Source organism: Vibrio algicola, from assembly GCF_009601765.2.
Lineage (GTDB): Bacteria > Pseudomonadota > Gammaproteobacteria > Enterobacterales > Vibrionaceae > Vibrio > Vibrio algicola.
Genome location: NZ_CP045700.1, coordinates 790,611 through 806,531, shown reverse-complemented (window position 1 = coordinate 806,531; position 15,921 = coordinate 790,611). Strand labels below are relative to the sequence as shown.

The window sequence follows — 15,921 nt, the reverse complement described above, 5'->3', positions numbered from 1 at the left end:
AGTATTAATGGCCCGTTTTTCATATTAAAGAGAGTTATAGAACACATGAACCTGTTAGATATCGCGATTATTGTGGGTTACTTTATCTTCATTATTGTGGCTGCTTTTATCTTCAAACGTTTTGCCAAAACCTCTGCCGGATTTATTCGTGGCGGCGGAGCGATGATGTGGTGGATGGCAGGTGCCACGGCGTTTATGACTCAATTTTCAGCTTGGACCTTTACCGGTGCAGCAGCTAAAGCCTATGAAGATGGTTTTGCGGTATTGTTTTTATTTTGGGGGAATGCGTTAGGCTTCTTTGTTGCGGCTTGGTACTTTGCTTCGCGCTATCGCAAACTGCGAGTGGATACCGCGATGGAAGTGATCAGGATGCGCTTTGGCAAAATATCCGAGCAAGTCTACACTTGGTTGCAATTTCCTCTCACAATCTTATCGTGTGCGATTTGGCTTAATGGTTTAGCCATTTTTGTGGCGGCGGTGTTTGATATTGATTTATACGTCACTATCATTGGTGTGGGCATTTTAGTGACCTTTATTGCGGTCAGTGGCGGTTCATGGACGGTGTCTGCCACTAATGTGATCCAACTTATTTTACTGATGGCGATCACCATGGTGGTTGGGGCTTATGCGCTGATTTATATTGGTGGCCCAGTACAACTTATCGAAAAGTCCTCGATTCCTTCAGTGATGGGAACGGGGATCAATTACTGGCAAATATTCGTGGTCTGGGTGGTGTTTATTATGGCCAAACAAACCATTGGTACTAATAATGCCATGTCGTGTTACCGCTTCTTGGTGACCACCAATGAAAGAGAAGCGCGTAAAGCGGCATTAGTGGCCGGTATCTTGTTTGTGATAGGTCCGGTGATGTGGTTTATTCCGCCTTGGGTAACCTCCACCATGCATGTCGATTTACAAAGTTTTTATCCGAATTTAGGTTCCAATGCCAACAATGCCGCTTATTTATATTTCATTGAATACTACATGCCAAAAGGGGTGTTAGGTTTAGTTTTAGCCGCCATGATCGCCGCCACCATTGCGCCAATGACCACCGCCCTTAACCGAAATGCCGGCATTTTTGTACGTAACGTTTATCAATCGGTGCTTAACCCACAAGCGACCGAATCTCAACAAATGAAAGTAAGTAAAATTTCTACCGTGGTAAATGGCGTATTGTCGATATTGGCCGCCTTGCTATTTGCTTCAATTAAAGAGTACAGCTTTTTCGATTTAATGATGCTATTTGGCGCGTTATTACAAATGCCATTAGCGATCCCATCCTTGCTGGCTTTAGTGTTTGTTCGTACGCCTGATTGGTCGGCTTGGGGCACATTATTGGTGGGTTTGACCGTATCGTGCTTTATGCAATTTTTATTTAATATTAATTGGTTATTGCCTTTATTTGGCGCTGATGCCTTTACTCATCGTGAATCTGTCGACTTGACTGTAGTGGCGATGCTGGTGGCGCAAATTGTGATTTCTGGTGGTTTCTTTGCATTATCATCGCTTTGGTATAAAGAGCCAACCGGACAACGTAAAGTCGAATTAGACACTTTTTATACTAACCTAGCGACGCCAATTTCGGCTGCAGAAGAAGCACCAGTCGATGGTCGTCAAGGGGCATACTTAGGGCGATTAACTCAGGCATTAGGCGTGTTGGTTATTGTTATTGGTGTAGCCTTTGAAAGCGGATATGATATGGCGACCTTTATTGTGATTGGCGGTTTAATCTTGATCGCGGGCAGCTTTTTATATCGTAGTCGGTTAGCCGCCAAGCAAGTGACCGAAGAGGCCGTACTTCCAACAGGGCAGTAGCCGTTAATTATAAGCAGGTAATATGGAAAACTATTTCAACAGCCCGTTTGCAGGCAAGCCTTTAGCGCAACAAGTGACCAATAAAAATATTATTGTTGGTAAGCACAGTTATTATTCTGGTTACTATCATGGCCATAGTTTTGACGAATGTGCGCGCTATTTGATTTCGGGTCGTAGTGATGTCGATAAACTGATCATTGGCAATTATTGCTCTATTGGTTCTGGCGCAGTATTCATGATGGCAGGCAATCAAGGGCATCAACCCGATTGGGTCAGCGCGTTTCCATTCTTCTACCAAGATGGTAAGAATTTCTCTAACGCCAAAGACGGTTTTGAACGTGCTGGGGATACCTTGATCGGCAATGATGTTTGGATTGGTACGGAAGCCATGATCATGAGCGGTATTACGGTAGGGGATGGCGCAGTGATCGCCAGTCGCGCAGTGGTCACCAAAGATGTTGCGCCTTATTCAATCGTCGGATCGAATCCAGCCAAACATATTCGTTTTCGTTTTACCCCGCAACAGATTGAAAAATTACAACAAATGCAATGGTGGCAATGGCCTGAAGAAAGCCTGCAAGATGCGATGGATTTAATGTGCTCTTCTGATATTGATGGTTTATATCAGTATTGGGAAAAGAATATAAAATAGCGACGAAACAGGTGACGAAAACGATACTGGAAGATCTAGACATGATAATTGAATCACACTAACCGTTACCATATGACCTGAAAAGCCCTGTAAATATAATAATTTACGGGGCTTTTATATTTAAGGTACCAATCGTTTTGACACAAGCTTGATAGAATATGAAAGCGCGGATCAGGCTGGATTGAGCGACAATAACTCATGGTTATTCTTTAACAAAATATTCGAGGCCATACGAGCTTCAGTCGCTTGTCCTTTGATAATCGCTTGATAAACTGCTCGATGTTCTTTAATGCAAAAATGACCGCGCACAGAAGAATGGGTAAAAAAACATTGATACACAGTGGTTAACAAATTACCAAAAGGGGTAAAAAAATCATTGGCAGTGGATTGAAATATTAACGAATGAAATTGCAGATCCGCTAACGTCCAAGCATTAACATCTTGATTCAGACTGGCTTGCATCATGGCATCAAAATGTTCGGTTAGCTGTTGCTTTTGATCGGAAGTCGCAAAAATGGCACTTAATGCACAAGCGGCAGGTTCAATCGCTTTGCGTAAGCCTAAAAATTGCTGCAAGAAAGTCTCTGGATCTTCACAATCTTTGATCCATTCAAGTAATTGAGGATCTAAAAAATGCCAATGTTTACGATCTTGTACAAACGTACCCACTTTAGGTTTAGAGCTGATTAAACCTTTCGACGACAAGAGTTTAATCGACTCACGTAACGCAGTACGACTGACGCCAAAATCTTTACACAGCTCTAACTCATTCGGCAGTTTGGAGCCTGTGGTCAGTTTGCCTGAAATAATTTGCGCCGCGACTTGCTGCGCAATAAAAACATGTATTCGATAAGTGGCGGGAGATGAATTAAAAGTGTGAACGGTCATATTGTTTTCGATATAAAAAATGCCAGTAATAAGGTTAAATAACCTCAAACCGGCAACAAGTTAATATTACCTTGTCATTAAAAGCTGTACTGTTGTGGTCATTGCTTTCAATCTCTAGGGCATTAAATTAGAGGGACTTAAATGAACAGTCCAAAATAACTACTACTACCATTCGAAACTAATGCTAAAACTTAGGAAGGATTCAGCACCAATTGTGTTACCTGTTAAGCATCAGTCATGACAGATGCTTAACCTGCATTTATCATACAATAACACCAGCGTGAGTCAATGGCTTATCCTCAATACACTTTGTCGATTTAATAAAATGTGATCAGGATCGAGGTAAATTGAAAATATCCTTATAATATTCTTCAATTTGGTAAAGTTACTAGCATAAATGAGAGGTGACAGGTGCTATTCAACATAAAAGAGATGGATGAAATATAGGTTAATGCTAGAATGTCCATTAATATGACAAGCTTTATTAATTTGATTTATTTTAAGAAGAACCTATATGTCCAATGAATTTAACTCGATTTCTGGCTCTAAACGTAGCCTACACGTACAAGTTGCACGAGAAATAGCCAGAGGCATTTTATCGGGTAAATTACCCCAAGGTTCGATCATTCCTGGTGAGATGGCGTTGTGTGAACAATTTGGTGTCAGTCGTACTGCATTACGTGAAGCGGTGAAGTTGCTGACATCAAAATGTTTATTAGAGTCGCGCCCTAAAATCGGTACTCGAGTCAAAGATCGTGCAAGTTGGAACTTCTTAGATCCTCAACTTATCGAATGGATGGATGGTTTGGTTGATAACGATACTTTCTTCCATCAGTTTTTAGGTTTACGCCGTGCGATAGAACCAGAAGCTTGCGCACTGGCAGCCATTCATGCCACTGCAGAACAGCGTATTGAATTGTCAGAAACCTTCCAGAAAATGTGTGATGTTTCACAAGCAGAAGTCTTTATTCAAGATGCTTGGACCGATATCGACATGCGATTCCATAACCTGATTTTCAATTCGACGGGTAATGATTTCTACCTGCCGTTCGGTAATATACTGTGTAGCATGTACAAAAACTTTATTGTGCATTCATCAGAACATGGAGCATTGTGTCTACAAGAACACCGCGATATTTATGAAGCGATCATGGCAGGTAATGCTGACAAAGCACGCGCAGTATCGGCCAGTCACTTACAAGCATCAAAACACCGTCTACCTGATGAAGTGTAAGAGATCACTTTTTGTTGAAAGTTTTCAATAATTCGCGATATTGAGTCACAAAAAGCAGCTTAATGGGCTGCTTTTTTGTCTTTATTATTCATACTAAGTAAATAATCTTATAATAATACTTTTGAGGTGTTTATGGGTGAGTCTCTACTTACTAATATTGTTCAGTATTTGTCCCAGATCGATCCGTTCAATAATCTCCCTGTCGAGGTGGTGGAAGAACTGTCGACAGTGGTTCAAATCACTTATCTCAGTAGTGGTGAAGTGATTGATCCTAATAAAAATACTGAAGATAAATACTTATATGTGATCCGCAGTGGTTCGGTAGAGCAACGTAAACTCGACGGTCAATTACGTTCTCGTTTAGGAAGTGATGATTTGTTTGGCTATACGTTTTTAAGCGATGCGATGGAAGATGAAAGTCGCTATATCGTCACCGCCTTAGAAAACTCACTGTTGTATTTGATCCCACATTCTGCGTTGATCCGTTTGTTTGAAAAACAGCCTGATTATCAACAATATTTTGCCTCAAAAGCCCAAGTTCGTTTACAAACCGCGCACGATGTCGTGTGGTCGGATAAAGAGAAAGGCTTGTTTATAAAAAGCGTTGGTGATGTTTGCAGTAAGCATATCGCGGTCGTCACCTCGGATATGACCATTAAGCAAGTCGCCCATGAAATGCGGGTAGTATTGCGTTCATCGTGCGCGGTGATTTGTGAAAATGGCAAAATTGTCGGTTTAATTACCGACCGAGATATGACCAAACGAGTCATCGCTCATGAAGCGCCGTTAACCGATCCTATTTCAACGGTGATGACGCCAAATCCTTTTGTAATAAGCCCCGATGCCTTAGTGCTTGAGGCTGTATCCATGATGATGCAGCATAATATTCGCAATATTCCCGTGATTAAAGATAATAAAGTGGTAGGGTTATTAACTACTTCACATCTTATTCAGAATCACCGTATGCAAGCGATATTTTTGATAGAGAAAATAAAGTACTGCAATAGTATCGCTGAGTTATCGCCATTAACCTCTGAAAGACAAGCTATTTTTGAAGCTTTAGTGGAAGGAAAAGTCGCCTCGGAAACCATCGGTAAAGTGATGTCAATGATCATGGATGCCTATACTCGTCGCTTAATTCAAATTGCGATTGATAAATTAGGTTCGCCGCCTTGTGATTACAATTGGATCAGCGCCGGCTCGCATGCACGTAACGAATTAAACATCACTTCCGATCAAGATACCGCTCTGATCTTATCGGATGATGCCACCAATAGTGACAAGATCTACTTCCGTCATTTAGGCAGTTATGTGTCCAATGGTCTGGATCGCTGTGGTTATCCACTGTGTACCGGTAAATTTATGGCCGCCACACCAAAGTGGTGTCAACCGATCAAAATTTGGAAAGAATATTATAAAAAATGGGTGGCCAATCCTGAATACGATTGCTTACTCAATTTAAGCGTATTTTTGGAGATCCGCTCGATTTATGGCAATGCTGAGTTTACCGATATTCTACGTGCCGACTTACACCGTAATATAAAAGAGAATCAAAGCTTCTTACCGGCTTTAGTGCGCGATGCGGTGAACACCAATCCACCGCTTGGTATTTTTAACAGCCTAGTGCTAGAAAAGAATGGCGACCAAACCAAAGTGCTGAATATCAAAAAATACGCGATTAACTTAATTATTGATTTAGCGCGTATTTATGGTTTATCGGTAGAATGTGATTCTTCTGGTACTGAAGCACGCTTTAAAGCGGCCAATGAAGCGGGGGTTTTAAGTGAAGATTCGTATAAAAATATTATTGGTGCGTATCATTTTATTGCACAATTCCGTTACAGCCATCAATTGGAAGTGTTAAGAAAGGGCGGCATACCGAATAATTATATTGACCCAAATAACTTTGGTAGCTTTGAACGTCAACACCTAAAAGATGCATTTAGAATTATTGCCGATATGCAAGATGGCGCTAAAATTCGCTTCGGTGCATTAGCGCATTAAAGGTATTGAAGTCACTTACCAGTGACTTCGATTCGTATTACATAGGATCAACTACAGCCTCATCGACTGGATACAAAAAGCCACCTTATCTCTTTGCTTAATGATCATTTTTCCAAGTGATCAAGGTGATAATGTGACTTTTTTTCTAATTTAAATGGGGGAATTGCTTAAATGTAAAATTAGAAATTGTACTTCATACCCACGCGGTAACGAGCTACGTATTCATCCTTGCCTGGTGCGGGGGTATCTTTATCTGTATTCTGCGCGACCATTCCAAGTTCGATAAATGGGATCCAACCACTTTCAAACCCTTGATAATCTGCTGTGAAATTAACCAAATTTAGATAGTCATTATGACCTTTGTAACCTGTGCTTTTTTCTTGTTCAAGTTTAAATTCAAAATCGATACCTAAGCCAAAATCGCCAACTTTGTAACCACTGGTTAAATTGATTTGATGGTAGTGGCTATTGTCGGTGTGGGCTAAAGAGACATTCTTATAACCATATCGGTAGCGTGCTGCTATTTTCCAATTATCGGTTAATTTTTGTGTACCTTTTAAATTTAATTTATGAGTAACAGAGGTATCTCCAGCATCTAAGCCGTAAGCAGGTTGTATTGTTAGCGACTTGGTTAGTTTGTAGTTGTAACTGATAATAGCTTCTTGTCCTACGCTTCTTAGTTGGCTTAGGTCAAGGTCATCTTCGGCATAGCCCCATTTTAATTCCCCACTTATGCCAATACCATTATTAAAGGTATGTGCAATCGTCATACGGTCGCGGTGACGAGAGTTTAAATCATCTTTTTCAGGGATGAATTCATGGCGTAAATTGATAGAAGTTGCTGATGCTGTTGCCGATGCCATTAGCATTGTGAGTAGTGATAGTGTTATAACTTTTTTCATTATTAGTCCTTTATTATTATGTTTTAACATTATTAATACTAAAGGTTTTAGCTATAATTTGAAGTGGAAAGGTTATTTATTGTGATAAGTGAAACGTTATTTTAATTTATTTGCTCTTATTGTTTGAACTTGATCTTGTTAATGTTGTTGGAATTTAATTAAAGTCCACAAATGATCTTGAATCACTAGTGGACTTTATTTTAATGAGGAGGTGTATTTATATCTAAGTAGTTTCTTCTTCATCCAAATCAGGTAACTAACCAGCTTACACTATTAGAAACTGTAAGTGACACCAATACGACTACGTAATTGACGATCGCTAGTATATTTATCGACAGCAACACTACCAAACTCAGCGTATGGACGCCAATTGGTTTCTCCAATTTTATAGCCAATCTTTAAGTTAAGTTCATAGTTGGTATTATCATTGTCGAATAGCAGTACATCTTTATCGTAATTTTGATAATAATTTGCTTCAAAATCAAAGTTCCAAGCATCCTTCCAAGTATAGGTAATATTACCGGTTAACTGACCGTATTCATAATTATCCTTACCTGCATTCTCTATATCGCTGGTGTAATCGACAATACCGTAGCGGTAACGTAGTTTCGTTGTGATTCCTGAATCGAAATTATAATAGACGCGAACTTGAGGTTTATATGTGGTTTTGTGATCGCCCATCGTAATTGGCATACTTGGTTGGATTGCCCAATTATCATTTAATGTGAACTTATAACCATATTCAAATTCGGAATCACCACGCTCCATATTATTAAACCAGTAACCATCTGAGCCATTAAATTTCATTTCAACACTATAAAAATTACCACCAGTGCTGCCGGAAATTTTCACTCGGTTATTATTGGCCTCAGTATCATGCTTATATTCATGACGAAAATCTATAGAAGCTGCGAAAGCAGATGTTGAAGTAACAGCGATTGCAAATAGAGATAATGTTAGTATTTTTTTCATAATAAACTCGTATAAATAAAAATTAATGCACGGTTCTATAATCTATGATGATCACTTAAACCGAATTCTTTATTTTGTAGCGATTATATTGAGCATTAAGAATGGTGAAAAGCGGAAGTTATTAATAATAACGATGGCTTTAGGCACAAATCTTATTTGTAATATTATATGTCAATAGTGCAGATGGAAATGATTTGTTACATAATGTGTGACCTAAATAACAATGTTTATATTTGTGTCTATTTTGTTGATTTTTTGTATGGTGCCAGGTTGTAGGATTTTAAGGTAATGGCAGAATAAGATGTAACCAAGATAAGGTAGAGGTTAGGTAAATTGAAATAGTGGCCAAGGTTTCTTGGCCACTTCCCGTTGCGATCTATTGATTAGTTAGATGCTTTACTTAAGTTATTGGTTTCATCTATTCGAGCACTTCTTTTTAGTAAATAGCCAAAGAGAAGAATTGTTGCGGCACAAGCTAAGAATAATAGTCGCCCCCACATTGGATTTGGAATTAAGACCATTGCGGTTAATCCGTAACCCATATACATAACCAGCGTACCTAATTTGTGGCGCTGCATGCTATCAACAATATCTTGTCCTTCTGCCGCTACGCATTCTGTTTCTATATCTTTAAAGAATGCCTCTTGAACTTCTAGGTTGGTGTTCTTCTCTTCTTTGTAGAACAAGGTGGTAGCACAGAAGAAACCAGCAGTAAGAACCAAGTGCGCCACAATAGTGATCGTGGTACGGAACTCAGAGATTTCACGGCCCGTTAGGTTTTCTAACCCAAACCAAGAACCGACAACCTGTGGTGTAAATACATTAAGAACAAGGTAAGAGACAAAGGCACCAAACAATACGGTCGCCCAAGGTGCCCAACTTGGTGTTTTACGAATGAAAATACCAAAACAAAGAGGAACTAGGATTGGCCCTTGAAGTAGGGTAGACACCTGCATCATAAGGTCAAATAAGCTGAGTTCTTTTAGTGAAGTAAAGAATTGCGCCATCAAAATAACGAGCAGCCCGTTTACCACACAGGTGATTTGTCCTGCGCGTAATTGTTCTTTGTCCGACGCTTTACCTTTACGAATGATCGTGGCGTAGAAGCTACGAACAAAAATACCTGAGTTACGGTTAAGGGCAGAATCCATTGAAGACATTGTGGCTGCAAATAGACCAGCCATCAGCAAGCCTACTGTACCTATAGGCATTGCTTCTCGCGCAAAGACTAAATAAACCGCATCGCGTGCTTTTGCACCAAGTTCTGGGTATTGAGCGGCTGCATCTGGGTATAGAATTGCCGATGCCCACGGTGGAATAAACCAAATGATTGTGCCGATCAACATCATAAAGCCGGCCATCAGTGCTGCTTTGTTGGCATTTTTAGAATCTTTCGCGTTTAAAAAACGGTAAGCATCTTGCATGTTATTAATGCTTTGTAATTGTTTAACGATAAAGAATAAGAATGAGCAGACAATTAAAAGTGGGTAATTCATATCAGGACCAATAAAAAATCCTGATGGGAACTTGGTTACGATTTCGGTAGGGCCGCCAACGGCAATCAATGCCACAATAGCACAAGCAACCGATACGATGGCAATAACCAATGTTTGAATGAAGTCAGAGGCAACAACACCCCAGGCGCCACTGAGCAAGGAAATAATCAGTACTGCTAGGCCAGTGATCCAAATTGTAGTAATGATATCGGCATTAAAAACAGCAGAAGCAAAGATGCTTAAACCATTTAGCCATACCCCACCTGTGATAATACTTAATGGGATGATAATCCAAGTGAAAAACTGTTCACTGTTAGCATCAAAGCGACGACGAATCGCCTCCGTTGGCGTATCTACGCGCATTTGGCGAAAACGACGTGCAAAGTAAAGATAGGCAACAAAATAGGCCAGTATGTTCCCGATGAAGACGCCAACAACAGCAAAGCCATCACTGAAAGCTTTACCTGCAGCACCAGTAAACGTCCATGCTGAAAATTGCGTCATAAAGGCTGTTGCACCAACCATCCACCATAACATTTTACCGCCCCCGCGGAAGTAGTCACTGGTGCTCTTACTTGCCATTTTCTTAAAGATCAGTGAGATAAAGATCATTAAGCAGAAGTATCCGCCTATTACAAGGTAATCGTAGTTCATAATTTATTCCTAAAACGTTGTTTTAATTTTTATTAATACTAGCGATAATAATGAAACAGGTATGTGATCGTAATCAAAACGTCGGTTCATTTAGTTTGCGTTGTCTTTTTTTGTGATCTTAATCGCTTTTTTTTGTTGGGATAGATTGTTACTTTCCATCTATCTTCTGCTCCTCGAAATAAAAGGCGCATAAATGTAATGATTTGGTGCGAGATCTTAATTTTAGGGGATTAGATGTAGAGACAAATAATTCATCGCTGCGATTATCTACTCGGCAATGATGTGTAGGTTTTTAGCAAATGTTGATTGCTGTTCGGTAGTGCTAGCTTCTTTTCACCCTAACTGAGAATGAATTAAAAAGACCTATTTTAAAAATAAGTCTTCAAAGGGAACCAGTGTGCTTTATACGCTGATTTTAGATGTTCTTTATCACTTCATCTTTTGCAATGTCGATACAGAAAGTTGCCTTAATCTCATTGCGGGTAAGTTCAATATGCAACTTATCCTTCTCCCATGATATGGCTACATTCTGCAACGGTACGCAGGTACTTAGATCATGTACCGCAACTGCATTAAAGAGTGGGCTTTGACTTCTGAGCATTAAGTAACTTAGATCACTTGTCGCTGGGTTATCCGGCGCTTGCCCAGTTAGCACTTCACATTCTTGCTGGGAAAAAAGATGCATATTGAAATCGGCTTGCTCTGCGATCGTAAAGCGGTATGGCGTTACTTGAGTGAGTTGATGAACATGACAGTCGGTCATGCGCTGTAATGGGCCGTCAAATGGCGTGGTGACAGGTTTGAATTCTGCTTCTTGCTGGGTCGGGTCAAGGTAGCCACGAATATGCCAACTTAAATCTAGCTGTTGTTGGTGTGGATTGCTGATCTGATTGATTTCAATCGCCACGTTATTGAGCGAATCTTCAGCGGTTAACCATAAAATACTGCGGCGGAAAGTGACTGCTTTATAAGCCTCATCATCCCACTGAACAATAGTATGGCTATCCAGTTCTTGAATGGATTGTGACCAATCAACTTGGGTACTGATATAAGTGAAACTGTCCGTTTTTTTGAAGTTTACGGTGGTTGGGTTCGCGGGTGGTTGGTTTTTTTGATTCATGGCTAACGTGTTATGAGTAACGGTATTTTTATAATAACCATAATGCATTTCTGCGCCATAACCCGTAGTTCCAAGATCGGGAATGATCTCCTTTCCTTGGCGACATAGGATAACTCCTAAACGGTCATAGTGATCGTGTTCGCCACCATAAGGACTATGTTTGAGTAACATCATGTTTTGGCTCGCTTCATTATGCAATATGGTCAATCCTGATAATGGGGCGTGAATAGCATGACAAGCGATAGGCTCTGAAGCTGGTAATTGATCGACACCATACAATAATGCTTCAATGTTATTTCGAGGCGTATCTTGATAAATAGTGCTCAGTGCTTGGGCAAAGAGTGGATCGTTAAATTGTTGGTAACCAAATTCAAATATATGGGTGTGGTTTAGCTTTTCTTGTCCCGCAATGCAATCATTTAAGCGAGGGAAATCACCAGTGGCGCTGATCAGCTGCAATGGGAAGGCTAACATCTTATGGTAATTTGGTTGCAGCTTGACTGAATAAGCGGTGTGATGCGCAATTTTCTCAAACGCCAACAAAGCTTGTAAGGCATAGTAATGATAATGAATAGACCCCTCAAACCATAAGCCGTCTTGATTGACGCCGTGTTCAAGTTGATAAATCAGGCCATAGTTCGAATTTAGCGCGAACTCAATATAGTCGGGTTTATTGACGATGAGTCCGATTATCCCGACCGTGGCGCTGATTTTCATTTCATGGTTATGTAACTGATCACTACGATGTTGCATTAAAAACTCAGCGCCTTCGCATAACAAGCGGGTTTCAATGTAGGTGCGGTCTTCGCTATTTAATCCATCACGAATAAAATCATAGCCACGGGCAAAGTCGAGATTGCAGTTTGCCTCACATAAGGTTTGTGCATTGGCTTTGCCCGGGCCGTTATAAGGAATACCGCCGTGTTCTTCATAATCAGGGTAATATGTAGCGTAGCCGAGTAAAATCTCGCGCACTTTGTCAAAGTAATGGTCTTCGCCAGTTAAGTGCCACAATAGGCCTAATTCGTTACAGGCTTTGGCATTTAGGCCGTTGAGTCCACGCCACCAAGCACCATCATAAGGTTCGCCGGTAAAAACTTTGCCATCGACAGGGCAGCAATGTTCGGTGGATTTATCCCGTTGCCAATCTAATCGTACTGAGTGATCTGGACAAAAGTAATAGAGATTCCAAGTCGCACGGGCATCGGGTGGCACTAAGGTGTCGGATGATAATACTACTTGGTTGTCATCGATCAATTGCTGGATAATATCGGCTGAGGCTTTGCTTTTGATTTTCGTCATTTCTTGTGCGTTAAATTGCAACATAATTCACCTAATTCTTTGGTTTTCATGATTTTTTAATTAATGGAAAGGGACGCTTTAAAAGCGGAAATAGGCCTTTGCATTGTAATAACAGATATTTTCAATGGTGTTTTTGAGTAAGGTTTCGTCATTCGGCACTTCTCCTTTTTCAACCCAATCACCAATGAGATTACAGAGCACTCGCCTAAAATATTCGTGTCTTGAAAGTGAGAAAACATTGCGAGAATCGGTCAACATTCCAATAAAACGACCGAGCGCACCCAAGTTTGCAAGTGTCTTGAGTTGTTTTTCCATGCCATCCTTATGGTCGTTAAACCACCAAGCTGGGCCGAGTTGAATTTTACTCATTCTACTGTCGTTGGGTGGGGTGCTTGGTGAGTGGTTTGTGGCGTTTGAATCATGAGCATTGTCTTGAAACGCGCCTAAAATAGAAGCCAGTGGCTCGAAATCTTTAGGGTTAAGACTATATAAAATGGTTTGTGGCAGTGCGTTTTTTTGGTCTAGCTGATCAAGCAACAAACAGACATTTTCTACAATACTGTCATCGTTCATTACACTAAAGCCAGTACCGGCACCAACTTGCTTAAATCGACGTGTATTAACGTTAGTATGTACGCCAATGTGCAACTGCATTGTCCAACCATGTTGATGATATGCCTTGCCTAAGTGTACGAAAATGGCGCTTTCTAATTGCTTAGTCTGCTTCTGAGTGAGAGATGATAGAGACAACACTCTAGCGAAAGCAACGTCAAGCTCTTGAGGTGTTGATGGTGTGAAATGCACTTTCTTTAAACCTAAATCAGATAAGCGACAACCCTGTTGATGGAAAAACTCAACACGTTGAGATAATGCGGCTAAATAGTCACTAAAATTATTAATAGCTTGGTGGCACACAAAAGAAAGCTGGTTCACAATCTCTTTGAATTTATGATTGTTTTCTATTTGAGACACATCATCGCTACGAAAGGTCGGCAAAACTCGACTACTGAAATCTGATTGTGCAAGCATTTGATGATACTTGAGAGCACTCAATGGACTGTCGGTGGTGCAAAGTATATCAACATTAGAACGTTCAATGACTTGGCGGATCCGAAAGTTAGGGTGGGCCAGTTGGTCATTACATTGTTGCCACAGTAGATTGGTGTTTTTTGGCTGGATCAGAGTGTCGATCTCAAAGTAGCGTTTGAGCTCTAAGTGAGACCAAGCGTAAAGTGGATTGCCAATTAGGTAAGGTACGCATTCACACCAACGTTGGAATTTTTCAAACTCGCTGGCTGAGCCGGTAATAAAATGTTCATCGATACCAGTACTGCGCATCGCTCTCCATAGGTAATGATCACTACTTAACCACGCCTGGCTAATGGTCTTTAATTGGCTGTTTCCATAAATTTCCTTGGCATCAAGATGGTTATGGTAATCAATAATCGGTAAATTTTTGGCATAAGTATGATACAGATGTTTTGCTGTTTCATTTTGCAGTAAAAAGTCATTATGGATGTAAGCTTTTGTCATGCTTAGGCCTATTGGATAAAAAAAGGTATTGAGCCCTCAACAGAAGAGGGCTCGGGTAGTACTATTTATAACAAGAGATCTTTTATAAAAAGATATTATTTATAAAGTAAGTTCTCGATGTTCGATTTATTTGCCGACTCTAGTTTTTCTACCGCTTTATCAAAGATTGGGTCTTTATAAGCACGTTTGGCATTTAACATATTTTCGTAAGCAATATTAACATCACGCTCTTTTAAGCCCTTATATTCCCAGATATTAGTATCAACCACATTCTTCGCAATGAAGTTGTAACCATTTTCTAGGGAGTGTTTATCAATGTTGTAGTTCCAAACATCAACTTTAGCAAGCTCACCATAACGACCTAATAGGTTATACGCTTCAAGGTTAAAATTGGAATAATGCCAAGGCTTAGTGCGTTCGAGCTCTGCACCTTGTTTACCTTCGATATCAAATTGACCACCGATACGACGCATTTGTGTGATCTCTAAACGTTTTTTAGCAAGATCCATATCATGAGTAAATAGTGAGAATGCCACCACTTGCGCGTCATACCAAGAACCGTGGTTGTTGTGCCAGTTGTCTTCTTCAAACCCATTACGACTTGTTACTAACCAATCTCTAAAATCGGCATACCATTTAACCACAGCGTTGTATTCTTTATCTGTCATGGTCGGGCGCAGCATTTCTACTGAATCCATCACTCCAATTAATAGACGGCTATCAATAATACCAATGCCTCGCCCATCTACTCGGCCAGGGATCGCTTGTGCGTGATCCATGTTTGGATTCATTCTTGTTTTTGGATTAACAAACCATGCGTCAAGCTGCTGTTTTGCTTTTTCTGCGTACGCTTTATTGTCGGTAAAGTAGTAAGCCAGACCTAAATTTTGCACATCTTTAGCAAAACGGATCATGCGCATTTTATCGGTGGCAGCGGTTTTGGTATCCATGTTGTATTCGCCATCACGACGTACATAAGGTAAACCATCTTTGGTGTCTGGGTTTGGCCACCAGTAAGGACCGAAACTAAAGTAATCATGTTTATCGCCACTGGCAGAAAGTAACGTTTTGTTGGTGACCGGGTCAATCTCAACTTTTAATGCTTTATTGGCAAGTGAGACTAATTTTTTGAGAGCAGGATTACTGTCGGTCAGTTCTGCTTTGTTCTTGGCAAGAATGTTTCCATCGTAAGAGATGAAGTTTATATCAGCGGCATAAAGTGCGTTAGAAAAAAAGCAAGTTGAAGCTAAAATAGCGGTAGCAAGTAGTGACTTTTTCATTTTTCGTCCTTTCTTATTTTCAGAGTAATTACGTCATTAATTAAAAAGCGTTTGATGTAGCGATACATT

The 15,921-nt window shown here is 40.3% G+C and carries 11 protein-coding genes; 4 read left to right on the top strand and 7 right to left on the bottom strand.

Annotation, left to right across the window (positions count from 1 at the left end; translation table 11 throughout):
• The first annotated feature begins 45 nt into the window (after window positions 1-45).
• Window positions 46-1,815 (top strand): sodium:solute symporter family transporter, encoded by a 1,770-nt coding sequence (locus GFB47_RS15535; RefSeq protein WP_153448878.1) that lies wholly within the window; start codon window positions 46-48, stop codon window positions 1,813-1,815.
• A gap of 22 nt (window positions 1,816-1,837) precedes the next feature.
• Window positions 1,838-2,467, top strand: a complete 630-nt coding sequence (catB, locus tag GFB47_RS15530; RefSeq protein ID WP_153448877.1) for a type B chloramphenicol O-acetyltransferase — start codon at window positions 1,838-1,840, stop codon at window positions 2,465-2,467.
• Window positions 2,468-2,638: 171 nt separating this feature from the next.
• On the opposite strand, the gene GFB47_RS15525 is transcribed toward catB, so the two are convergent.
• Window positions 2,639-3,355: a FadR/GntR family transcriptional regulator gene (locus GFB47_RS15525; RefSeq protein ID WP_153448876.1), complete on the bottom strand. Its 717-nt coding sequence runs from the start codon at window positions 3,353-3,355 to the stop codon at window positions 2,639-2,641.
• Between the two features lie 514 nt (window positions 3,356-3,869).
• On the opposite strand from GFB47_RS15525, the gene GFB47_RS15520 reads away from it, so the two are divergent.
• Together GFB47_RS15520 and GFB47_RS15515 are read left to right on the top strand one after the other, a co-directional pair.
• Entirely contained in the window at window positions 3,870-4,589 is a 720-nt protein-coding gene (locus GFB47_RS15520; RefSeq protein WP_153448875.1) for a FadR/GntR family transcriptional regulator, read from the top strand.
• 132 nt (window positions 4,590-4,721) lie between these two features.
• Window positions 4,722-6,593, top strand: a complete 1,872-nt coding sequence (locus tag GFB47_RS15515) for a DUF294 nucleotidyltransferase-like domain-containing protein (protein ID WP_153448874.1) — start codon at window positions 4,722-4,724, stop codon at window positions 6,591-6,593.
• A 179-nt stretch (window positions 6,594-6,772) separates the two neighbouring features.
• Here the strand turns inward: GFB47_RS15515 and GFB47_RS15510 are convergent, their stop codons facing one another.
• The 6 genes from GFB47_RS15510 to GFB47_RS15485 form a co-directional block, all read right to left on the bottom strand.
• Window positions 6,773-7,495 (bottom strand): oligogalacturonate-specific porin KdgM family protein, encoded by a 723-nt coding sequence (locus tag GFB47_RS15510; RefSeq protein ID WP_153448873.1) that lies wholly within the window; start codon window positions 7,493-7,495, stop codon window positions 6,773-6,775.
• A 273-nt stretch (window positions 7,496-7,768) separates the two neighbouring features.
• Complete coding sequence (locus GFB47_RS15505) at window positions 7,769-8,458, bottom strand: oligogalacturonate-specific porin KdgM family protein (protein ID WP_407701714.1); 690 nt, start codon at window positions 8,456-8,458, stop codon at window positions 7,769-7,771.
• Between the two features lie 392 nt (window positions 8,459-8,850).
• Window positions 8,851-10,617: a sodium:solute symporter family protein gene (locus GFB47_RS15500; RefSeq protein ID WP_153448871.1), complete on the bottom strand. Its 1,767-nt coding sequence runs from the start codon at window positions 10,615-10,617 to the stop codon at window positions 8,851-8,853.
• Window positions 10,618-11,032: 415 nt separating this feature from the next.
• Window positions 11,033-13,063, bottom strand: coding sequence for a heparinase II/III domain-containing protein (locus tag GFB47_RS15495; RefSeq protein WP_153448870.1), 2,031 nt, complete (start codon window positions 13,061-13,063; stop codon window positions 11,033-11,035).
• A gap of 54 nt (window positions 13,064-13,117) precedes the next feature.
• Entirely contained in the window at window positions 13,118-14,572 is a 1,455-nt protein-coding gene (gene uxaC / locus GFB47_RS15490; RefSeq protein WP_153448869.1) for a glucuronate isomerase, read from the bottom strand.
• A gap of 95 nt (window positions 14,573-14,667) precedes the next feature.
• A complete protein-coding gene (locus tag GFB47_RS15485) occupies window positions 14,668-15,852 on the bottom strand; it encodes an alginate lyase family protein (protein WP_153448868.1) in 1,185 nt (394 codons plus the stop codon).
• Between the last annotated feature and the right edge of the window lie 69 nt (window positions 15,853-15,921).

Excerpts from the sequence above, each read along its gene's own strand:
- catB (WP_153448877.1), top strand. The coding sequence starts at position 1,838 with ATGGAAAACTATTTCAACAGCCCGTTTGCAGGCAAGCCTTTAGCGCAA.
- GFB47_RS15500 (WP_153448871.1), bottom strand. The coding sequence starts at position 10,617 with ATGAACTACGATTACCTTGTAATAGGCGGATACTTCTGCTTAATGATC.
- GFB47_RS15510 (WP_153448873.1), bottom strand. The coding sequence starts at position 7,495 with ATGAAAAAAGTTATAACACTATCACTACTCACAATGCTAATGGCATCG.
- GFB47_RS15485 (WP_153448868.1), bottom strand. The coding sequence starts at position 15,852 with ATGAAAAAGTCACTACTTGCTACCGCTATTTTAGCTTCAACTTGCTTT.
- GFB47_RS15525 (WP_153448876.1), bottom strand. The coding sequence starts at position 3,355 with ATGACCGTTCACACTTTTAATTCATCTCCCGCCACTTATCGAATACAT.
- GFB47_RS15495 (WP_153448870.1), bottom strand. The coding sequence starts at position 13,063 with ATGTTGCAATTTAACGCACAAGAAATGACGAAAATCAAAAGCAAAGCC.
- GFB47_RS15515 (WP_153448874.1), top strand. The coding sequence starts at position 4,722 with ATGGGTGAGTCTCTACTTACTAATATTGTTCAGTATTTGTCCCAGATC.
- GFB47_RS15520 (WP_153448875.1), top strand. The coding sequence starts at position 3,870 with ATGTCCAATGAATTTAACTCGATTTCTGGCTCTAAACGTAGCCTACAC.
- GFB47_RS15535 (WP_153448878.1), top strand. The coding sequence starts at position 46 with ATGAACCTGTTAGATATCGCGATTATTGTGGGTTACTTTATCTTCATT.
- uxaC (WP_153448869.1), bottom strand. The coding sequence starts at position 14,572 with ATGACAAAAGCTTACATCCATAATGACTTTTTACTGCAAAATGAAACA.